We start from the raw sequence: 23010 nt of genomic DNA on the forward strand, positions 1-23010 counted from the left end.
GAGATAGTAATGTCAGTAAAAGGTCGTATTCACTCTTTCGAATCTTGCGGAACCGTCGACGGACCCGGCATCCGTTTTATTATCTTCATGCAAGGCTGCTTAATGCGCTGCCAGTACTGTCACAACCGTGATACTTGGGATCTTCATGGCGGTCGTGAGATCACCGTTGAAGAAATCATGAAAGAAGCGGTGTCTTACCGTCATTTCATGAAAGCATCTGGTGGGGGCGTGACAGCTTCTGGTGGCGAAGCGATGCTTCAACCTGAATTTATTCGTGACTTTTTTCGCGCTGCACAAGCTGAAAATATTCATACTTGCCTTGATACTAATGGCTACATCCGTAAGCATACCGATGTGGTTGATGAAGTATTAGATGCAACCGATCTTGTTATGCTTGACCTTAAGCAAATGGATGACACGATTCACCAAGAGTTGGTGGGGGTACCCAATAAGCGTGTGCTGGACTTTGCTCGTTACCTTCACAAGCGCGGTCAAAAAACATGGATTCGCTATGTTATCGTTCCAGGTTATACCGATGATGAACAGTCTGCCCACAATTTAGGTGCGTTCATTAAAGACATGGATAACATCGAAAAAATTGAGCTGCTACCCTACCACCAGCTAGGTGAACATAAATGGGATGCAATGGGTTACGACTACCCGCTATCAGGTGTTCAACCACCATCAAAAGAAACGATGGAAAAGATGAAAGAAATCATTTCGAGCTATGGGCATAAAGTGATTTACTAAAAAATCGAGGGGGCGACGTTCATCGCCCCTGCACTTATTCTGCTTGCTATTCTAATAAAGGCTAGCTGGCTACCTGAGTCTTAGTCGTTGTTTTGCAAAGCAGCGACTTATCATCACCAGAACAGGTCTGGTTAACCAAGTTACACTTACTCTGGGCCACCCCTTCCAGAATGCTGCACTGGGCATTGATCAGACAAAGATTTTTGCGGGTAGACAGACCTGACACTGATGCAGTAAGTGTCTCGTCTTCAACGCAGCTTGCAATTTCTTTCTGTACCTTGTCATCAAATGCATTAAGCTGTCGCTTGAAGGTAATATCCTCTTTGGGCTCAAAGCGTCCGGCTGTGGCAAGCGAAAGAATATCGTCATATTTATCAACATTCAGCGGCTTACAAGCAACATCCCATTTATTTCTGAAACGGTTACGGTTTAACTCAACCGGTTTTTTACTTCCGTCAAATTGATAATAATGCGCTCGATCATCTTTAAAATAACCATAAACACTGTATTTTTTATTTAAAAAATCATAAACCAGATCAACAATAAATGGCACCCTTTCACGGGAAAGCCCCATTGCATTTTTCGCAGCATAATAACCGCAGGTCGTGAGATTAAGTACATTGTCTTTTTCCATCACCGTTGCCGGGCTAAACATCCAGTTCTCACTGCTGGCCAGACTATAGAACTCAACCGAATCAGGAAAATTAAACTTATTGGCAAACCGCACTAACGCCGCTTGCCTGAGTTCGAAAATCTCATCTTCAACGGCGGTGATCGCCTCACTAGACGGAGTATTCTCTTCGGAAGAAGTCGCTAAAGGCTCTTCCGGTAGTGATGATGGCTTTTCGCCAGCGCTCGCCGGCAAAGTCAGCTGCTGAAGCGCAAAAGCTGAATTAGACAAAATGTCTGTAACCGTATGCAAGTTAATCAACAGCAGCAGCAGCAGTAGGCAGCAGCCCCCTCGAAACAGAGTATTAAGTTTGAGGGATAGATCCCTCACCGGCTTTCCTTTTATGAACATTTTATATTCCCTAGCGGTATCAACTACGGCCGGATTCTATAGATAACTGTGCCCTTGTCCATAGATCAATCGCCCACTTTCTGAGCAACCATTGATGTGGTAAATGAAATCAAATAGATGTATTTCCATTTTTTTTCAGTCTTTGTGAGCAACCTCTTTTTTCCTGATAGTCCAAGCTCATTATCGGTAAAAAACAACTTTCTCTTCTGTGAACTTTATGAATAAAACGTTCAGAAGGTTCTTTAATCTCTTTTTTTACGCTTTATATCACCACACACAACATTAATTTAACCTTTCATTAACCCTGCTAGCCCAATAGGCACCTCAGCAGTGATAAAAAAGGAAGATTAATCATGTTGAACACCTTTAAAAAACAGTTTACGACGCGTGTAGCGGTCACCCTCTTAGCATCAAGCATGGCGGCAATATCTAGCTCAGCGATGGCTGAATCACTCGAAAAAATTCACTTCCTAGTACCGGGTGGTGCAGGTGGTGGTTGGGACATGACAGCTCGTGGTACCGGTGAAGTGCTGGCAAAATCAGGTCTTGTCGAAAAAGTATCTTACCAAAACCTATCTGGCGGTGGTGGTGGCAAAGCCATTGCACATTTGATCGAAACTGCCAAGCGTCAACCAGATACCTTGATGGTGAATTCCACCCCTATTGTTGTTCGCTCACTGAGTGGTATTTTCCCGCAATCTTTTCGAGATCTAACCCCTGTTGCGGCCACTATCGCGGATTATGGCGCGATTGTAGTATCAGCTAACTCCCCTTTTACCGATTGGAAACAAGTAGTCGCCCAATACACCAAGGATCCTCGTAGTGTGAAAATCGCGGGCGGTTCAGCACGTGGTTCGATGGATCACCTGATCGTCGCTGCGGCATTTAAAGGCGAAGGTTTTGACCCACGTAAAGTACGCTACATTGCCTACGATGCTGGCGGTAAAGCCATGGCCGCCTTATTGTCTGGCGAAACTGAATTGCTATCGACAGGCCTTGGCGAAGTACTGGAAATAAGCAAGTCAGGTCAAGTGCGCGTACTGGCGATTACAGCCCCAGAACGCCTAGCAGCCGCCCCTGAAATTCCAACCTTAGTAGAGCAAGGCAACGATACTGTTTTTGCAAACTGGCGTGGTTTCTTTGCAGCCCCCGGTGCTAGCCAAGCAAAAATTGATGCATGGAATAAAGCACTATCTGGCATGTACAAAACCACTGAGTGGACTGTGGTTAGAGATCGTAACGGCTGGATCGATACCTACAAAAATGACAAAGATTTCTACAGCTTCCTTGAACAACAAGAGAAGCAGATGGGCGGTCTAATGCGTGAGCTCGGATTCTTAGAATAAGGTTCTGAGAACAAGCCTCACACTACACACTGCGATAAGGGCTGTATAAGCAGCCCTTATCATGAAATCTATACCGCAGTTGGCAGTCATACCTATCACTTTAAGTGCGGTTCTTTTAATTCGGGAGAGCGTAATGAATTCCTCTACTTCGAAGCCTAATTCAACACAGACATCATCAGTACAATTGCTCAGTCGCGACCGTATCGGCGCATTAATTTTTCTTGTTGTTACCCTTATTTATGGTTACCAAATTACAAATATAGCCCTATTTCCCGGTGATGAATTTGAACCCTTTACTGCCCGTACATTGCCATACCTGCTGACTATTGCAGGTGTTGTATTGTCGTTATTACTACTGATTACCGGTAAAAATGATGAACAAAGTGGTGCGACGGTTGGTTTTAACTGGAAGCTACTAATTAGCTTTCTGGTCTTAATGGCGGCTTATGGTGTGGGGTTAACGTGGTTGGGCTTTGTGCTTTCCACCAGTTTATTCTTACTGGGTGGTTTTTTACTACTGGGTGAGCGTCGTAAATCTATTCTCTTTGGTGCGTCATTTCCTTTTGTGACCGCATTTTGGTTATTGCTTACTCAAGGGTTAGATATTTACCTTGAGTCAGGCTACATATTCTCAGCTTGGTAGGAGAACACGGATGTTAGATGGAATCCTTTCAGGCCTATCCACGGCCATTATGCCAACCAACCTAATGATGGTAATGGTAGGTTGTTTTGTTGGTACGTTTATCGGCATGTTACCCGGCCTTGGCCCTATTTCAGCCATCGCGCTGATGATCCCAATCAGCTATGGGTTAGACCCGGCATCGGGTTTGATCTTAATGGCTGGTGTATATTACGGTGCTGTATTTGGTGGGTCTACTTCATCAATTTTGATTAATGCCCCCGGCTGTTCGTCAACCGTGGTGACCGCATTTGATGGCTACCCAATGGCACAGAAAGGCCAAGCAGGTAAAGCCCTCGCATTGGCGGCTTACTCGTCATTCGTTGGTGGTACGCTTTCTGCCATTATGTTGTTAATTGCCGCGCCAGTATTGGCTAATGTCTCTCTGAGTTTTCAGTCTTCAGATTACTTTGCCCTAATGCTCGTAGGTTTATCAGCCGTTGCTGCTTTTGCCGGTAAAAACCAAGTAGTGAAGGCATGGATGATGACCATTCTTGGCTTAATGTTAGCAACAGTAGGTATCGATAAAGGTGTTGGTGTTGAACGCTTTACCTTTGGTTTAACGGATCTAATGGATGGTTTCAGCTTCCTATTATTGGCAATGGCGACCTTTGCTTTAGGTGAAACGCTAATGGGGATATTAAAACCTCAAGATGATACACGCCAAGAAGAGCAAGCAAAAATCGGTCAGATTGGTAGCATGAAAGTGACCAAGGAAGAATTCAAAGAAGTCGCGCCAGTTTCTATTCGCTCATCGATCTTGGGGTTCTTTGTCGGGGTACTACCTGGCGCTGGTGCCACGATCGCGGCATTCTTAAGCTATGGTTTTGAACGTAGTATTGCGCCTAAAGATAAGCAAGCCGAATTTGGCAAAGGCAGCCTTCGCGGGCTAGTCGCACCAGAATCTGCTAACAATGCAGCTTCTAGTGGATCGTTTGTACCGCTATTAACCTTGGGTATTCCTGGTTCAGGAACAACAGCTATCATGCTGGGCGCGTTGATTGCTTACGGTATTCAGCCGGGTCCTCGTTTATTTGTCGATCACCCCGATATTTTCTGGTCAGTTATCATCTCGATGTACTTTGGCAATATTGTGCTGGTAATTCTGAACCTTCCGCTGATTCCCTACATCTCAAAGCTATTGATGGTGCCAAGAACGGTATTACTGCCGATGATTTTGTTCTTCTCTATCACCGGGGTATATCTGGTTTCCTTCAACACAGTCGATGTCTTTATCATGTTATTAGTCGCCATCGCCGCGATTGCATTAAGGCTCGCGAACTTCCCGCTTGCACCGTTACTGCTCGGCTTTATTCTGGGTGGATTAATGGAAGAAAACTTGCGTAGAGCCTTGATGATCAGTGATGGAGAGATTAGCTTCTTATGGGAGCGCCCTATTACACTCGCGTTCACCGTTATTGCCGCATTAGTGTTAATCACCCCGATTATTCGAACCGCGATGCAGTATAAGAAAAAGGCGAGCGACGCGAAGCTCAATGTGGAATAAAAGGAATGCATTATAACAACAGAGCTGTAATCGCTACTCTGGCATGAACTACAAGCCGTCTATATCGGCAATATGACAGCTCAAAATAACAGGAAAATGCGCTGATATATTGCCGACTTTTTATGCCTGATTAACGCGTATTCGCCTCTATCATTACAACGACAAAGCTGATTAAGCTAGCCATAATCGTAAGTGCGAGCAGCGTCGTATACTGCCACTTCGTGACTGGCTCTTCTATCGCAATTGTATTGGTGACAGCTTGGTTCTTTGATGATGCTTCCATTTTGATTTATCTTCTTTTTATAGGCTGAACACGCACAATAAAGAGAAGTGTTGCAGCAGCAAACCACCAGCAATGGAAAACCAGTTTCCATTATTAGCTATCGACAGTGGCACGTTAAATTTGCGCTATATAAATCAAGACGTTGCTTGGATATCAAATAGAACCACGCAAAAAAAGCCCTGCAAGCAGTACACTAGCAGGGCTTTCAACTATTTTATCTTGATTGAATGAGCATTCGGCACTCATTCAATATTCATAAGCAGTGTCTCTTACAACGCAGCTTCTAATACTTTACGGTTCACTTCTGGTGTCATGTCGCCATGCTCACCCAGTGATGTCATACCGTGCAGTTCAAGTTGTGCCAAGATATTTTCGATACTTTCAGCATCTAGTTCGGCATCAGTCAAACGTACAGGCATACCCATTGCTTTAAAGAACGCTTCAGTCTTTTCGATAGCCTGATCAATCACTTCATCTTCAGTGCCATCAACAATATTCCAAACACGTTGTGCATACTGCACTAATTTACCGCGTTTTTGCTCACGCTGTACTTTCATAACAGCAGGCAAAATAATCGCCAAAGTACGTGCATGATCGATACCATACTGACCCGTCAATTCATGGCCGATCATGTGAGTACTCCAATCTTGAGGTACACCAGAACCAATCAAACCATTCAGTGCCATTGTTGCCGACCACATGATGTTTGAACGAACTTCCAGATCATCTGGGTTTGCCAGTACTTTCGGGCCTTCTTCAATCAGATTCATCAATAAACCTTCAGAAAAGCGGTCTTGTACTTTGGCATTCACTGGGAACGTTAAGTACTGCTCCATAGTGTGAACAAACGCATCAACCACACCGTTGGCAACCTGACGCTCAGAAAGGCTTAACGTTACTTTCGGATCCAGTACTGCGAAAACAGGGCGAACGAACGGCGACATAAATGCCAGCTTGGTCGTATCACGTGTTACAACCGCACCAATGTTACTTTCAGAACCCGTTGCTGGCAGGGTTAATACACACGATAGCGGCACAGCATCATTAACTTGTGCTTGTTTCGCTAAGATATCCCAAGGTTCGTCACCTTCGAAACGTGCTGCAGCTGCAATGAACTTCGTACCATCAACAACTGAACCACCACCAACAGCAAGAAGGTAAGTAATGCCTTCTGCTTTAACGACATCGACAGCCTTCATTAATGTATCAAATTGTGGATTTGGCTCAATGCCTGAAAATTCAATCCAGTTATGATCTTTTAATGCTGTGCTCACTTGATCGTAAACACCATTTGATTTGATCGAGCCGCCACCATAAGTGACTAGAATTTTTGCATCAGCAGGGATTTGTTTCGCAATCGCTGCGATTTGATCTTCACCAAAGAAAATTTGAGTAGGGTTATGAAACGTGAAATTAAGCATTGCTCATTCCTTTATTAGTCATGAATACAGTATTCAAGAATGTTTTATTATCGGTGTACATTACACATGGCGTATTACGGCCTTAGGTTTCTACGCTAAGTGCAACACGCCACTTTAATGGGGTTTGATTAACTATTTATTTAGCTAATAAGCTAAGCAGGGCTTCTGCTACTGCTTCAGACGACGCTGGATTTTGCCCAGTAATTAACATGCCATCTTGAATCGCTAATGAATTCCAATCTTGTGCAGATTCAAACTGCCCGCCACGGGCTTTTAGTTCATCTTCCAGCAAGAATGGCACTACTTCAGCCAAACCAACAGCCGTTTCTTCTGAGTTTGTAAAGCCTGTCACCGCTTTACCAGAAACAATATATTCTCCATCGGCTGTTTTAGCATTTAATAACACTGCTGGTGCATGGCACACAGCAGAAACAGGCTTGCCTGCTTGCCAGAATGCTTCGATTAGCGAAATAGAATCACTGTCGCTCACCAGATCCCATAATGGTCCGTGACCGCCAGGGTAAAAAATTGCGTCGTAGTCTTGCTCATTCACATCGCTAAGCTTACGAGTATTGGCTAACACGGCTTGCGCTTGCTCATCGCGATTAAAACGTACCGTCGCTTCTGTTTGTGATTGCTCAAGTTCACTATTAGGATCGATAGGAGGTTGACCACCCGCAGGCGATGCTAATGTGATATCCGCGTTTTCATCTAAGAAGCGGTAATACGGTGCTGCAAACTCTTCAATCCAAAAGCCGGTCTTATGATCCGTATCGCCTAGCTTATCGTGAGATGTTAACACCATTAAAATTTTCATCATCAACCTCGTTATGTCCTATTTAAAGCGTGATGAGAGTGTATGCCTGTTCATTAAATTCGACAATGGAGATAAATTAGGAATCATTGTTCGAACAATTAGAACAATAGATACTCTTTAGGCATACTAGAGCACGATTCCCTGACCATTTTGCCCCTTAAATGGTTCGTTAACGATATAGAGTAAAAGAATGGATGTATCTTTTGAGCAACTGAAAAGCATGGTAGTTTTTGCCCAAATAGTCGAACAAGGGAGCTTTTCAGCCGCCGCACGGCAGCTGGGCTTATCGCGTGGGGTCGTAAGCTATCACCTGAAAAAGCTTGAAGATCATATCGGCATGCCTTTATTGAACCGTACCACGCGTAGCATTAGCCTAACCGATGCTGGTCAACGTTACTTTCAGCGGTGTAAACGTATCAGTGAAGAAGCTGCTGCCGCCAACCTACAGATTGAAAACCTACGTGAAGAGCCCGAAGGTAAGCTTACAATTAGCGCCCCGGTGAATATCAGCATGCATACCATTGTGCCTGCGCTAAATACGTTCAAGACCTTATACCCCAAAATAGAAATAGATCTGAACCTGACCGACGATATCGTTAATATTATTCAAGAAGGGGTCGATTTAGCCATTCGAGGTGCGCCACTTGCTGACTCTGGTTTGTACGCCAAAAAGCTGATGACGATGAAGAATATATTGTGCGGTTCACCCAGCTATTTTAACCAACACGGTATACCTCGCACCCCAGCAGAATTAGCCAATCATGAATGGGTGGTTTATAAGAAGACATCAAAAATCCAAACTCTTACAAAAGGCACACGATCATACAATGTGAAAATGCAGGGCAGCATTACCACCAATAGCGCATCAGCCAGAACGGCGTTTGTGGTTGGCGGACATGGCGTCGGACGTTTACCTATCTACGACGCATTACCGTTAATTAAAGCAGGGCAACTCACCCCGATTTTAGAAGACTACGCATTAAGCGACATCACGATTTATGGTGTCTATCCGCCTCGGGCTGCAGATTCAAAAAAAATGCGCCTACTGCTCGATTACTTACAAGAACACTTCGCTCAGCACTTGTTGTGATATCAACACGCCCTAGCCTTTATTCACGCTTAACATACGCCCGCTCTGGCCTACCCACTGTGCCGTAACTCAGATCGGCTTCAAGCTCACCGCTGCTGATCAAGTATTCAAGGTAGCGCCTTGCGGTAGTTCGGCTGGCACCGATTAACTGCCCAGATTGTTCCGCAGTTAATTGGGCATGAGATTTAAACAACTCTCGTACTTTATCGAGGGTGACGTTATCAATGCCTTTCGGTAATTGGGCTGTAGACTTATGCTCTTTAGGACGCATCAACATGGCATCAACATCACTTTGATCGATAGCACCCAGCCCTGCCATGGTCACTCTTGAATCCAAATACTTATTAATTGACTCTTCTAAACGCGAGAAAACCACAGGCTTTAGAATATAATCTACCACCCCACCTCGCATTGCTTCTTGCAGGGTATCGACATCTCTTGCGGCAGTAATCAATAACACATCGGTTTCTTGTTTTTCAGCACGCAGCAAACGCAACAAATCTAACCCACTTCCATCTGGAAGCTGTACATCCAATAAAACAAGATCAGGGTTTAAGACTTCAAATAACGTAATGGCTTCTTGATAGCTGTGTGCCATCGCCTGTATTTCTATGCCAGCAATTTGGCTTAAACAACGGCGATGCAGCTCTGCTATTCCGGCGTTATCTTCAACAATCACAACACGAATCAATGACACTATTCACACTCCCTGTCTGTATTTTTATGATGCATTCCTTTAACGTATTGACGCTGTTTTCGGTAAATAAACCGTCATTCTGGTTCCTGCCGATTCCCTGTCTTCCATCATGTATTGCCCGTTATAATGTGACACAATCTGATTGATCAAATATAAACCAACACCGTGGTTATCGCCTTCTTTGGTCGAAACACCACGCTGTACTAGATCATCTCTACTCATACCTTTAGGTAAACCTATACCTGAATCTTCCACTTCAAGGATCAAATCATTACCATAATCACTTAGATGCAAATGAATAGACGTATCTGCAGAATGAGCAGCCAAGGTGGCATCGAACGCATTATCGATCAAATTGCCTAAAATCGTCACCAAATCTTCAGGCACGATATGTTCGGGCAAGGTTGATAAACAGCTTTCTGAATCAATCACTAATCGTAACCCAAGCTCACGGGCGCGTTCACTTTTACCCAGTAGCAAACCGGCAATCAATGGTTCTGCAATTGCACTACGTAAGAATTTAATCAATGTTTCATAATGTTGGTTTTCTTGGCCGATTAATTTAAATACATCGCTATACGCCCCAAGCTGAACCAAACCCGCTATCGTATTCAGCTTGTTTCGATGTTCATGGGTTTGTGCCCGCAATAACTCTGCGTATTGTGTTACTTGCGACAATTGGCGGTTTAATTCTGTTATTTCGTCTTTTAATCGAAAACTCGATACCGCCCCAACGAGTACCCCATTTTGAAATAGAGGTTCACGATTAGCAATCACTGCACGGCTGTTGAAATACAATTCAATATCGTGTTCGGACTGGCCAGTTAACAGCAATCGCTCAAGGCTGCTTTCTGGCAAGCTTTCACTCAGTGGGCGATTTAAGGCACGATCCGCATCGATACCTAACATGCCGCACGCACTGCGGTTGATCGATCGTAGAATACCCTGATTATCAATACTCAATACACCTTCACGTAAGGTGCTCATAGTGGCATCTTTCTCGGCATACAAGCGCCCGATTTCTTCAGGTTCAAAACCCAGCAACGTGCGCTGAAAGCGCTTAGCCAATAAGTTCGCCAATAGACCATTGGCACCAACGACCACAATGGCCATCGCCAATAAAAAGGTTAAAAATGGCAATAACTTATCGTGAATACCCGTTAGCAAATACCCAACAGATACAACCCCAATGATCTCACCACGATTGTCGAATACCGCCGTTTTTCCCCGAACAGAGTGCCCCATCGAGCCTTTAGCATAAGAAATATAAGATTTTCCCTCAGTCAGAGCGCGAATATTATCCCCCCCGCGCATTGGAAGCCCCACCCGTTCTTCAATCGGGTGCGCAAGGCGAATACCATTGTTGTCACCAATCACAATAAAGGCGGCACCAATGGCTTGCCGAAATCGCTCAATTCCCTCAGCAAGTAATTGCGGATCTTTTTGCTCAACAGCGGTAATAATTGACGGTGTGTTTGCTATGTATTCCGCCACACCTATGGCTTTTTCACCTAAATCTTGTGATTCCCACTTTTTAATGTAACTAAAACCTAAAGCCGAAAGAATCAGCAATTCAAGTAATCCCGACATCGTCATAATAATCAGCAATCGTCGCCGAAAATTCAGCTTCTGCCATTGAATCATCTTTCACCTTTTATAACGAACATAACAATATTGAAACATAGTACTCGTTATTCATTTCAAAGACTTTTAGCAAGCTCCCGTATTCAGCCTTTTAACAATGTTATCAGCGCCAACAAATTAACAACATTTATCACGGAATAATTTTGTTTATCCGTGATAAAATTATGGTATAAACACAGCGCAATCGATTGCGTGAACTGTAAAGTCAATTGAATGCAGAATATTGATACACCAACATCTTCCCTGCTGTCACCACTAGAAGGAAATGCGCCCTTATGAAAAGCGACATTCAAATTTGCCGCGACACCGCACTCACTCCTATTGACCAAATCGCCCAAATGGCGGGTATTGAACCTCAAGATTTAACCCCGCAAGGTACGTTAAAAGCGAAAGTAAAGCCGTCTATCCTCAAGCGCTTAGCAGATAAACCTGAAGGTAAATTGGTATTAGTGACAGCGATTACGCCCACACCACTCGGTGAAGGTAAAACCGTTACTACGATCGGCCTTTCACAAGGGTTAGCAAAGATTAATAAACGTGTTATTGCCTGTATTCGCCAGCCATCAATGGGGCCGGTATTTGGCGTAAAAGGCGGGGCAGCAGGCGGTGGTTACAGCCAAGTAGCCCCAATGGAAAAGTTGAATTTGCACCTAACCGGTGATATTCATGCGGTTACCGCAGCCCATAACCTTGCAGCTGCCGCTATTGATGCCCGTCTGTATCATGAAGAACGTCATGGCTACGAAGCATTTAGCGAGAAAACAGGCTTATCTGCGTTACGCATTGATATAGAAAATATCGTATGGAAACGTGTGATGGACCACAATGATCGTGCATTACGTATGATCACTGTCGGTAAAAATGAAGCAGGCAAAACCATTAACGGTCTTGAACGTGACGATGGCTTTGAGATTTCTGCCGCTTCTGAAATCATGGCAATTCTTGCCCTTTCAAAAGATCTCGCAGACATGCGCCAACGTATTGGTCGTGTTGTTTTAGCTTACAACATCGACGGTAATCCAATCACTGCTGAAGATTTGCAAGTCGCAGGCGCGATGACCGTCACCATGTGTGAAGCGATTGAACCGACACTCATGCAAACGCTGGAAGGTGTGCCAACACTTATTCATGCGGGACCTTTTGCCAATATTGCCCATGGTAATTCCTCTATTATTGCCGATCGTATCGCCTTAAAGCTAAGTGAATTTACAGTTACAGAGGGTGGTTTTGGTTCCGATATGGGCTTTGAAAAAGCCTGTAATATTAAAGCGCAGCAAGCCAACCGAGGTCCAGATTGCGCCGTGGTCGTCGCAACATTGCGTGGCTTGAAAGCCAATTCTGGTTTATATGATTTACGCCCAGGGCAAGCTCTACCCGATGCGATTTTTTCACCCGATGAAAAAGCCTTAATCGCAGGTTTTGATAACTTAAAATGGCATATCCGTAATGCCGCTCAATATGGTTTACCGGTTGTGGTAGCCGTCAACCGCTTCCCGCAAGATACCGATGCTGAACTTGAGCTGCTAAAAACCATGGTTACAGACACGGATTTCAGTACCTATGTCGATGTCGCCATCAGCGAAGCCTTTGGCAGAGGCGGTGAAGGAGCCACAGAATTAGCACAGGCGGTTGTTAAAGCTTGTGAAACACCAGCCAACTTCAAGCCATTATATAGCTTGTCGCAGACTCTTGAAGAAAAGCTAATGGCTGTTGCAGAAGTCGGTTATGGCGCACGTAGTGTCGAACTGTCAGCTTGTGCGAAAGAACAACTCGCAGCACTGAAAAAGCAAGGTCACGATAACCTAGCGGTATGCCTTGCTAAAACACCACTCTCAATCACCACCGATCCTAGTGTTAAAGGCGCACCCACTGATTTTGTGGTGCCAGTACGAGAGTTAAAATTATGTGCGGGTGCAGGGTTTGTGTACGCACTGTGCGGTAATGTAATGACGATGCCCGGCTTACCTGAAAAACCGGCTTATATGAATCTTGATATCGATGCTGACGGTAATATTATTGGCTTAAGTTAAGAAGGTTAAGTGGATTGCATTCACGTAAACCCATAACGTTATTCGTTAAGATCTCGTGCCTTGAGTGTTAATCTTCACTAACCAGACACGAGATTTTTTTTATCTTACTGAATACTAACTGTCGTTATACGCACAATAAGTATCACAGGGTAAATGACAAAGTACGCAACAAGACTCTTATCAAAGATGTTGTATATGAACATCATAATAATTGATAAGTACTTTTAATACATGGCAAATAATTAGCTACAACATTCACATTTCAAATAAAAAGCTTTATAAACAATAAGATAAGAAACCACTAATAGAGGTGATATTTACATTTCCAATTTTCTATCTTTAATCATACGGATCGCTTCACGACGAATGCAATCACGTAGCGGATTTTCAATCGAGTCTGCACGCCAAATAAAAGATAACGTTCGCTTCATATTCAACTCTGGAACATTCAGTGCCACCAACTCGCCACGTTCTATATGCTTAACAACATCAAGAAAAGGTAAACAACTTAAATAAGGGCCATTAGTCACTAATGTTCTTAGTACTGAAATCTGTTCATATTCCCGCCAAACATTCAAATCTTCAATCACACCGTGTAATGCGCTTTCAAAACTCTGCCTTGTACCTGCACCTTGCTCTCGAAGTACCCATTGTGCCTGCTCTAACTGTGCAAAGCTGACTTTATCTAGCTTGGCATAAGGGTGATATTTAGAAGCAATAATCACAAGATGGTCGTGACACCATACTTCTTGCTCAATACGGCTATCATCACAACGGCCTTCAATAATACCCAACTCACATTCAAAATCTCTTACATGATCAACCACTTTCTGGGCATTTTTCACTCTAAGCTTGATACGTAGCTCGGGGAAATCCTTATCAATAATACTGATAAGCTCTGGTAGCAAGTGTTCTGCGGCAGTTTGACTGGCTGAAATACTGATTTCACCACTCACAATATGTTGATCGTAAAAGCCTTGTTCAATCTGCTGGGCATCAAATAAGAGCTGTTTTGCCCTTGGTCTTAACCACGCTCCCCAGTACGTTAAGGTCATTTGCTTGCCCTGCCGCTCAAACAAAGGTCGTCCTAACATCTTTTCTAGCTGTAATAACGCCATGCTAGTTGCTGACTGGGTTAATGCTAGATTATCTGCCGCCTTACTCACACTACGAGAACTCGCAACCTCTTCAAATACAGCCAGTTGTTTGAGTGAATACCGCACTTAATTAAAACTCCTACTATCAAACGTCGATGACATTTTGCCACCTTACAATATCAATTTTTATGATGAGGGTTAAGAAAACTATCAATTTTACTTGGTGCTCCTCCTCACCTTATTCTGATTACCAGTTACCACAATCAAGGAGAGGAGAAAATGATGCAACACTATGTACTTACCAGATTCGACCTAAACGTCGGTCTATCGATAAGAGGTTATTAAGATGAGTTCAGCAACAGCATCGACGAATAATAACTTCACACCAAAAGAAATGATGAAGCAGGCTGAAAAGTACGCCGTTGGTAAAGCGTCTAAACCAACACGTACAACCATTGCCCTTGCAATTACAGCAGGGGTTTTCATCGGACTTGCTTTTGTTTTTTATATTACCGTCACCACAGGCAATGGCGGCGTAAGCTGGGGGCTCAACCGTTTCTATGGCGGTCTAGCTTTTAGTCTCGGGCTTATTCTTGTTGTTATCTGCGGCGGTGAGTTATTTACCAGTACGGTACTGTCTTCCATTGCTCGTGCAAATAACCATATCTCATCCGGCCGTATGCTGGGCACTTGGGCAAAAGTGTATTTTGGTAACTTCCTCGGTGCCATGCTGCTGTTGTTATTGGTTTCAATGGCGAGTCTTTACCAACTCGATGGTGGGCAGTGGGGATTAAACGCACTTAATATTGCTCAGCATAAACTGCACCACCAACCGCTTGAAGCTTTCTCATTAGGTGTTCTTTGTAACCTATTGGTTTGTCTTGCTATTTGGATGACATTTTGTACTGAAAACATGATGACAAAAATGGTGATTATGATATTGCCGGTCGCCATGTTTGTCAGCACAGGCTTTGAGCACAGCGTTGCTAACATGTTTATGGTGCCACTTGGTATCACTATCCAGAATTTTGCACCTGAATCATTCTGGCTAAACCTCGGTGTACTACCTGAACAATATAACGACCTAACCATCCAGAACTTTATCTTTGCCAATTTAATCCCTGTGACGTTGGGCAACATTGTAGGCGGTGGCGTTCTTGTCGGACTGAGCTATTGGGCAATCTTTAGTTCACCAAAAGAACAGCACGCAACAGCAACAATTATTACACCTGACTTCTCAAACACTCACACTCTGAATATGGAACATACTATGTTGAACGAAAAGCAATTTGTTAATGACCACATGCGCCCAGCGACAATCACTCTTTTACCTGGCATGCCTGTTGCACAAGCTATTGATATTCTAATGAGTGAAGACCTAACGGGTGCACCTGTACTGACAACAGACCAACGATTAGTCGGTTTCTTCTCAATCCATGATGCGCTTGTGGATCTGTGGTGTAACGACTACATGCCAGATGCTGAATCTAAAGTTCAAGATCTGATGAAACATGAAATTCAAACGGTAAGCCCAGATAATTCCATTCTTGAAATCGCAGAATACATGAGCATTGATAAAAACATTCTTTACCCTGTATCTGATGGCGGTATCGCGACACGCTTTACATCACTATCTTTAAATGAGCGAGCACGTGCAATGGTGATTAACCGCCCTCACTGCTTCCCTGTCGTAAAAGATGAGCAGCTGGTTGGTATTATTACCCGTAAAGAGATTGTCAGCGCACTTCGCCCTGTATACGGCAACATTGTATCAGTTACAGAAGTGGCTAATACAGACCCTAAAGCAGTATCTGATATCGCGTAATATCTCTGTTACCTGCTAGTTCAGCTGGCAGGTAACCTTTATATAAATAAAATTGATACCATGCATTACACTGCCTCTAACCACTATATACACCTTCTATTTCCGATCCCTATCGTAGATATATTCACGATCTGAAAATGTTCTGACCCATTCGGGTTTATAAACGATCAATAACGTCATGATCATGCCATTCAGCAATGCTTCTGGAAATGCCATCAGTGGCATCAGAATAAGATAATTATCAACAATATATTGCCACGATACATCCCCTACCCAATAGACCCACCCACTGTTCAGTAGCAGATGAAAGCACATCGTCAATGCACCATTAATAAAAGCAGCAACGAAAATATAGACAAATATGTGGTGAGTTAAAAAACGGTAACTAAGAAGAAAAATGCCAGTACTAAACAAAATGGGCAAGATCTCCCCCACTAGTGCCGCAACCCCAAGATCACCTCCATTAATGCTTCCAAGCACAGCCATTAATACCAGAGGTAATGAACCGATAAATGCCGCAATACGCCAACCATGTATAAGCGTTAGAGCCGTTACCCCTAAAAAGTGCACCTGCAAACTCTCATGGATACCTGCACGTAAAAGCCATAGCAGCAACAAAATCACCACGGTTGCAAAAACCAGATGTTGATAGTGCTTGTCTTGTTTGAACTTAGGCCAAAACTCATAGGGGATATTACGTAAAAGTATCCCACATCCAACAAGGTAGCCTCCCCACTGTATCGTTGTCATTTCACATCCATTAATTTATACGCTTTAATTTAATGACAAATAATCCAGCTATAACCATACTATTTATAAGCTTAAACACTCAGACTTATCAGCATCACATCCCTGCTGTATAAGCTTTCATCAGGTGATTTTTATTAACAAAAAAACGACTGCAACTTGTCGTCAGATCAAGTTTTTTTAAACATAACCTGCTAATCTCATTGCCAGATTATAAGAGAATTTTTAAGGCCTACCTCCATGGATATGACAAACGCTCAACGTTTAATTCTTTCAAACCAGTATTACCTAATGTCTCAACTAACACCTGAAAATGAAGCGAAATATCGTCGTTTACAAACTATTGTAGAACGCGGATACGGCTTACAGATGCGTGAGTTAGATAAAGATTTTGGCTGCCTTCCTGAAGAAGCATGTCGTAACATTATCGATTACATGGAAATGCACCACGCATTACAAGAGTCGTACAAAATGTTAGATGATGCGAGTCAATCACAAGTAGAACCTCGTCGCCTTCAATTTCTTGGATTTGATGCAGCTACTGAATCACAACAAGTGCACTACGTGCGTTTCTTAACAGAAGAAGAAGGCTTATACCCTCAGTTTGATAAGTCTGAACATCAGTTCAACAGCCAGGTACCGATGCAAGATAAGTATCAACGTATGCTACAAACATGGCGTAACTGTCCACGTCAGTATCACTTATCAAGCAGTGAAATTACGCAAATTTTAAGTGCATAATTGATGCTGTTATAATCAATTTACTGACTTGTAGAACTTACATTTAAAACCGGAGGACTCCCTCCGGTTTTGTCATTTCTGTGTGGGGAATATTTTTTGTGATAATACGCATCAGTAAGCACAAGATGAGTTACTTTTGACACGCATGTGAAATATGAAAATTTAAAAGCGCTAGCGACTTAAAATATTAATGAACACAGCCACTATTTGGCTATAATCACAATAAATTACCCTGTATATAAGAATATAATTAAAAGAAATTATTATTAAACTTATGATTCGATTGCTATTACTACTGCTTATTCTGTCGCCAACTTGTTTTGCTACAACGACGAATCATTTAATTATATTAACCACTTTTACTGAAGCATCAATAACCCCTATTACGAATAAATTCCAACAACTGTATCCTGATTCGATAATCAAAGTATTACACCGTAGAGCTGATTCAGGGGTACGACTACTAAGCAAAAATGATCATGACATTGATCTTGTTATTACATCGTCGCCTGCTCTTTTTCTTCCTTTGATCAAACAAGGCACATTAAAACCGTTAGCAACAACGGCAACGGCAACGGCAACGGCAACGGCAGTAAATCAAGCCCTGTTACAACCAATCTATCTAAAAAAACACTCTGACGATATCGCGATTTTTGGATATTCAGCCTATGGTCTAATGTGGAATAACGATTACTTAACTAAACATAATCTCGATCAACCGAAAGACTTTAAGAGCCTAATCGAGCCGCAATATTTCCGTCATTTAATAATGAGTAGCCCAGCCCGTTCAAGTACTACGCACCTCATGGTTGAAAATGTACTGCAGCAATACGGGTGGAAAGATGGCTGGAAAATGCTACTGCAAATGGGGGGGAATCTGGCCTCTATTTCAGCACGCAGTTTTGGCGTTAGTGATGCTATTTCACGAGGTTTAGTCGGTATTGGCCCCGTTATAGATAGCTTTGCTTTTGAAAATAAACAGCATTTCCCATTTATTGGTTTTACTTATCAAATCAATAGCCCTCTCATGCCCAGCTACATTGCGGCAGCAAAAAATCAACATCAAGCGAACCATACAAGCCATTTTATTGATTTTTTATTATCAGACGACATGCAAAAAAACTTGCCTGAAAGTTCATTGTATAAATACCCTCTTAACAGTGAAATCACGCAGACCTTTATATCACAACCATTCGATTTCAAATTAATGCAGCATCGCGATGTCGTGATTAAACACTTATTTGAACAAGCTATAGCCCATCAGCTGACTTTACTCAATCAGGCATGGCAACAAATTAATAAAGCCGCTAAATGTGCATCACATTTTACCAATGAACAACGCCGTCAATATGACCTTGCGATACGCTTAGCCTCTACACCACCAGTGACAGAGGCACAATCAAACAGCGATGTATATAACCATTTATCACTGTCTCGAAATGATATAGTCACCACAAGACAAGTTAATGCTTGGCGACGAACTATGTGTAGTCAGCTTGAGCTATCAATTGCAATCTCGCAAAAAATCATTCTTGAACACGAAGGTCATTAATTGTGTTTAGCAAGAAAACGATTGGCTACCGACTCACATCCTCTATTGCCTTTATGGGGTTTCTTACCATTAGTGTGGGGCTCATTGCCGTTATTAATTGGGAAACATTAGACGATAAAATTGAAACTATCGTGAATAGAAACATGCCGACATTACGTGCGAGTTACCAACTTGAACGCAATACCGCGAGTTTGCAGGCAGCCCTCAACCTATTAAGTCATAATACCGATCCCATTTTGCATCGTAACCTTAAGCAAAACATTTTCATTAAACTGGAATTAATCACTGCCGCAATAACCGAAACCACCAGCTTAGGCGACTACCCTGCAATAAAGGCAGAACATGCCATTTTAGCCAGCGATATTACTGCTTATACTGTCTTATTAGATCAACGCAATAAACATTTACTGTCGTTAACGACCACGGTGAATAGCATTAAATGGCTACACCAAGATTTGATAGATGAGCTTACCCCACTCCGTCAAGAGGTCGAGTGGCAACTAACACGCCTATTGCCAAATGTGATCAATACTCATTCGATCACTGAAATCATGACCGAATTTTCATTAATCCAATCAATCACGGTTAAAGAAAATGAGCTGAACCAATTAGTACAAGAAATTTTATTGCAGCGACATGAACGCGACATTAGTAATGCCTTCTACTTTATTGGTTATAAAATCAAAGAAGTCAGTAATATGAGTCAAACACTCAGTCATTACCCTTCGACGGTGTCTTACCGACAACTACTCAAGGAATTAATTGTTTTAGTCCAACCTATGGGCGTACTGGAAAAACAATTACGAGAAGATGTATTACTCTTCAATACCATCAAAGAATATGCTGAACGTATTCAGAACCGGTTACGTGATCAAGAAGAATTAATTCAAACAATGGCAGAACAAGCAACAACCTCATTGAAACAACTCAATGATGAAACTCGCCACTCCATTACTGTCAGTAATTTTATACTCTTTGGGGTCGTCTCCTTAGCCATCTTCTTATCTATCGTGATCTCAATCTACTTAGTAAATCGCGGTATTGTTAAACGCCTTAACCTTCTCAGCAAAGCACTTTACGACGTTGCCAATGGCAATCTTAATACTGAAATTAACGTGACAGGAAATGACGAAATTGGAATGTTGGGTAATAATTTGCAGTATTTCTGTCAGCAAATGCAAGAGATGCAGCAAAGTAACGCCTTGAATCTGATTAACAATACTCAGGCGAGTATCATCACCTGTGATTTAAATGGTGTAGTCGAATCGGTCAATACCAGTGCATTGAAACTATTTAATTACGATACATCTTCTAAGACGAATACAATCTGGAATTTGTTTGATAAAAATATGCAACAACGCTTAAAATCTTTATTTGTCGATAGTAGCCCGCTTTTGGTCAAAGGAGCGTGTAACCTTACTCTCAAACACAACACCAAAGATGAATGTGTATATTTACGGCTCGATTTCCGTCTATTTACCCAAGGTAATAGTGATAAAGTTATTATCACGATGACGGATATTACAGAGCAAGAAAATGCTGCTCGTTGGTTAGAGAATATGGTTCGTGAGAAAACGCTATCATTGACCAATCGTAACCACCAATTAAAGCTGGAAGTTGAAGACAGGAAGCGGGTTGAAAATGATTTACTTTCCGCTCAAGATGATCTTATTCAAGCAACAAAAATGGCCGTTGTCGGGCAAACAATGACATCACTTGCGCATGAATTAAATCAACCATTATCCGCGATTTCAACATATGTCTTCACCGCAAAAATGGCTGTCGAAAAAGAAAATTATGCCCGATTACCCGCCAGTTTAAATAAAATAGACAACCTAACTGCTCGAATGGGACGTATTATTGCAAGTCTGCGCAGTTTCTCGCGTAAGCAATCTGCGAATAATCCTCTGGTATCAGTCAATATTCGAGAATCAATTAACCAAGCAATGTTAATTGTTGAAAGTCGGGCGAAAACACAAAAAACCATCATCACCAATACCATTAATCAGGATCTATTCGCGAATGCTGATCAAGTGCAATTTGAGCAAGTACTCGTCAATTTATTGGTTAATAGTTGTGATGCGGTCGCAGGGCAAGAACAGCGCGAAATTTCTGTTTTTAGCTTATTAAATAACAATCCATTATTGCGTATTGCAGTGAGCGATACGGGTAATGGTTTTGACGCTGAAATTATAAAAAAACTATTTATTCCCTTCACAACAACAAAGGATGTTGGGCTTGGCCTAGGCCTGAGTATCTGCCGTTCAATTATGAACCGTTTAGGAGGGGATATTTTCCTAGCTTCAACTATTGAAGGAGGGGCTATGGTCGTATTGGAGTTGAATAATCATGATCATAAATAATGATGTACAAGTACTCATCGTTGACGATGACAAAGATGTTATAGAAGCGTATCAAGATTTACTTGAAATCTCTGGCTATAAAGCGCAAGCAACCACAGATCCGACTCAAGTATTAGGTATGATCACTAAAAATTGGTCAGGGGTGATTGTATCTGACATGTACATGCCAGGTTTGGATGGTATGGAATTACTGGCCAAAATTAAAGACTTTGATAATGAGTTGCCAGTCATACTTATTACGGGCCATGGTGATATTCCCATGGCTGTCGATGCAGTAAAGAAAGGCGCTGTCGATTTTCTCCAGAAGCCATTGCAACCGACTGAGTTACTAACATTACTTGAAGTACTACTGCCTAAACGCAAGCAAGTGATCGAGCAGCGCCAAAGCTTGAGTCACACCGTGTCTGAAGTCTTAATCGGTGATAGCCCGCTGATCGTAAAACTGCGAGAGCAAATCGCAAACATTGCCTTGACTAACAAGGATGTATTAATTGATGGGGAGAGCGGCACAGGTCGACGAACCGTGTCAAAACTATTACATCATAGCCACCAACTAAGCATCGGCCCCTACGTTGAAATTGATGGTAGCGAAATTACGTGTACCCCCGATCTTCAGCGCACGATGATTTCAGTACGAAGTGGCAGCTTATGCTTAACCAATCCACATAGAATGCCAATGGAAGTACAACAATGGCTATGCCGCTTTTTACTTGAGCAAGATCGTCAAGGTAAAAAAGAAGTGCGTGTATTAGCGATTATTGATGGTGATGCAGAAAAAATCGTTGAAAGTGAAGAGATGTTACCCGAGCTTTTTTACTTTTTAAGCCAAATACGCTTTGCAGTACCCACACTTCGACAACGCACGAGCGATATCACCCCGATTTTTAAACATTACCTAAAGTTTAGCTGTAAGAAGTTGAACAAAGCTGTTCCCGCTGTCGACAAAGCGTATATCAATACACTCAATCGACACCAATGGTCAGGCAACATACATGAACTAAAAAGTGTTGCAGAGCTATATGCTATTGGGATCGTAAAATTGACAGGGCAAGAGCGTTCTAAGCCGCTAGAGCAAATGAGTAGCCCGCTTGATGAATTAGTTGATAGCTATGAAAAACAAGTCATTGAAGATGCGCTATACCTTTTCACAGGACGTATCAACGAAGTGTCATCTTACTTACAGATACCGCGAAAAAAACTGTATTTAAGAATGAAAAAACACGATTTAGATAAAGCGGAATTCAAGGTGAGACCCACCAGTGAATTTTAGTGCCTCGAAAGATAAATACGTGTTCTAAACACAGAACAACATTAAAAAAAGCCCCGCAAGATATAACCTTGCGGGGCTTTTTGTTTATGATAATTACAGCTTTGCTTAAATACGCTAATTTATCGTTCTA

At 42.5% G+C, this 23010-nt stretch carries 19 protein-coding genes; 11 read left to right on the top strand and 8 right to left on the bottom strand.

Going from position 1 to position 23010, the window contains the following annotated elements; genetic code table 11:
- The first annotated feature begins 9 nt into the window (after positions 1-9).
- A complete protein-coding gene (gene pflA / locus C9J47_RS13830) occupies positions 10-750 on the top strand; it encodes a pyruvate formate lyase 1-activating protein (protein ID WP_107254054.1) in 741 nt (246 codons plus the stop codon).
- 61 nt (positions 751-811) lie between these two features.
- On the opposite strand, the gene C9J47_RS13835 is transcribed toward pflA, so the two are convergent.
- Positions 812-1771 (bottom strand): hypothetical protein, encoded by a 960-nt coding sequence (locus C9J47_RS13835; protein WP_107254055.1) that lies wholly within the window; start codon positions 1769-1771, stop codon positions 812-814.
- A gap of 353 nt (positions 1772-2124) precedes the next feature.
- Here C9J47_RS13835 and C9J47_RS13840 point away from each other — a divergent pair, with 353 nt between their 5' ends.
- From C9J47_RS13840 to C9J47_RS13850, 3 genes are all read left to right on the top strand, one after another.
- A complete protein-coding gene (locus C9J47_RS13840) occupies positions 2125-3117 on the top strand; it encodes a tripartite tricarboxylate transporter substrate binding protein (RefSeq protein ID WP_107254056.1) in 993 nt (330 codons plus the stop codon).
- Positions 3118-3250: 133 nt separating this feature from the next.
- Positions 3251-3760, top strand: coding sequence for a tripartite tricarboxylate transporter TctB family protein (locus tag C9J47_RS13845; RefSeq protein ID WP_107254057.1), 510 nt, complete (start codon positions 3251-3253; stop codon positions 3758-3760).
- Positions 3761-3770: 10 nt separating this feature from the next.
- A complete protein-coding gene (locus C9J47_RS13850; RefSeq protein WP_107254058.1) occupies positions 3771-5303 on the top strand; it encodes a tripartite tricarboxylate transporter permease in 1533 nt (510 codons plus the stop codon).
- Between the two features lie 130 nt (positions 5304-5433).
- On the opposite strand, the gene C9J47_RS27115 is transcribed toward C9J47_RS13850, so the two are convergent.
- From C9J47_RS27115 to C9J47_RS13860, 3 genes are all read right to left on the bottom strand, one after another.
- The gene (locus C9J47_RS27115) at positions 5434-5586 is read right to left on the bottom strand and encodes a hypothetical protein (RefSeq protein WP_170107505.1); all 153 of its coding nucleotides are present in this window, start codon (positions 5584-5586) and stop codon (positions 5434-5436) included.
- A gap of 269 nt (positions 5587-5855) precedes the next feature.
- Positions 5856-7007, bottom strand: coding sequence for an iron-containing alcohol dehydrogenase (locus C9J47_RS13855; RefSeq protein WP_107254059.1), 1152 nt, complete (start codon positions 7005-7007; stop codon positions 5856-5858).
- A 136-nt stretch (positions 7008-7143) separates the two neighbouring features.
- Complete coding sequence (locus C9J47_RS13860; RefSeq protein ID WP_107254060.1) at positions 7144-7824, bottom strand: type 1 glutamine amidotransferase domain-containing protein; 681 nt, start codon at positions 7822-7824, stop codon at positions 7144-7146.
- Between the two features lie 190 nt (positions 7825-8014).
- On the opposite strand from C9J47_RS13860, the gene C9J47_RS13865 reads away from it, so the two are divergent.
- Complete coding sequence (locus tag C9J47_RS13865) at positions 8015-8914, top strand: LysR family transcriptional regulator (protein WP_107254061.1); 900 nt, start codon at positions 8015-8017, stop codon at positions 8912-8914.
- 19 nt (positions 8915-8933) lie between these two features.
- Here the strand turns inward: C9J47_RS13865 and C9J47_RS13870 are convergent, their stop codons facing one another.
- Positions 8934-9614: a response regulator gene (locus C9J47_RS13870; RefSeq protein ID WP_211321754.1), complete on the bottom strand. Its 681-nt coding sequence runs from the start codon at positions 9612-9614 to the stop codon at positions 8934-8936.
- 36 nt (positions 9615-9650) lie between these two features.
- Positions 9651-11252, bottom strand: coding sequence for an ATP-binding protein (locus tag C9J47_RS13875; RefSeq protein WP_170107512.1), 1602 nt, complete (start codon positions 11250-11252; stop codon positions 9651-9653).
- Positions 11253-11530: 278 nt separating this feature from the next.
- Between C9J47_RS13875 and C9J47_RS13880 the strand changes: the two genes are divergently transcribed.
- Complete coding sequence (locus C9J47_RS13880; protein WP_107254064.1) at positions 11531-13285, top strand: formate--tetrahydrofolate ligase; 1755 nt, start codon at positions 11531-11533, stop codon at positions 13283-13285.
- Between the two features lie 317 nt (positions 13286-13602).
- On the opposite strand, the gene C9J47_RS13885 is transcribed toward C9J47_RS13880, so the two are convergent.
- Positions 13603-14508: a LysR substrate-binding domain-containing protein gene (locus C9J47_RS13885; RefSeq protein ID WP_107254065.1), complete on the bottom strand. Its 906-nt coding sequence runs from the start codon at positions 14506-14508 to the stop codon at positions 13603-13605.
- Between the two features lie 220 nt (positions 14509-14728).
- Between C9J47_RS13885 and focA the strand changes: the two genes are divergently transcribed.
- A complete protein-coding gene (gene focA / locus C9J47_RS13890) occupies positions 14729-16207 on the top strand; it encodes a formate transporter FocA (RefSeq protein ID WP_107254066.1) in 1479 nt (492 codons plus the stop codon).
- 96 nt (positions 16208-16303) lie between these two features.
- Here focA and C9J47_RS13895 read toward each other — a convergent pair whose 3' ends face one another.
- Positions 16304-16957, bottom strand: a complete 654-nt coding sequence (locus tag C9J47_RS13895) for an energy-coupling factor ABC transporter permease (protein ID WP_107254067.1) — start codon at positions 16955-16957, stop codon at positions 16304-16306.
- A 237-nt stretch (positions 16958-17194) separates the two neighbouring features.
- Here C9J47_RS13895 and C9J47_RS13900 point away from each other — a divergent pair, with 237 nt between their 5' ends.
- The 4 genes from C9J47_RS13900 to C9J47_RS13915 all read left to right on the top strand — a co-directional run bounded on the left by C9J47_RS13900 (position 17195) and on the right by C9J47_RS13915 (position 22880).
- On the top strand, positions 17195-17695 hold the full coding sequence (locus tag C9J47_RS13900; protein WP_107241257.1) for a YfbU family protein: 501 nt from the start codon (positions 17195-17197) through the stop codon (positions 17693-17695).
- A 274-nt stretch (positions 17696-17969) separates the two neighbouring features.
- On the top strand, positions 17970-19247 hold the full coding sequence (locus C9J47_RS13905) for an ABC transporter substrate-binding protein (RefSeq protein WP_107254068.1): 1278 nt from the start codon (positions 17970-17972) through the stop codon (positions 19245-19247).
- A gap of 2 nt (positions 19248-19249) precedes the next feature.
- The gene (locus C9J47_RS13910) at positions 19250-21610 is read left to right on the top strand and encodes an ATP-binding protein (protein ID WP_107254069.1); all 2361 of its coding nucleotides are present in this window, start codon (positions 19250-19252) and stop codon (positions 21608-21610) included.
- Positions 21597-22880, top strand: a complete 1284-nt coding sequence (locus tag C9J47_RS13915; RefSeq protein ID WP_107254070.1) for a sigma-54-dependent transcriptional regulator — start codon at positions 21597-21599, stop codon at positions 22878-22880. The genes C9J47_RS13910 and C9J47_RS13915 overlap by 14 nt, the downstream gene beginning before the upstream one ends.
- The last annotated feature ends 130 nt before the right edge of the window (positions 22881-23010 follow it).

It is taken from the genome of Photobacterium indicum (genome assembly GCF_003026215.1).
Classification (GTDB): Bacteria; Pseudomonadota; Gammaproteobacteria; order Enterobacterales; family Vibrionaceae; genus Photobacterium; species Photobacterium indicum.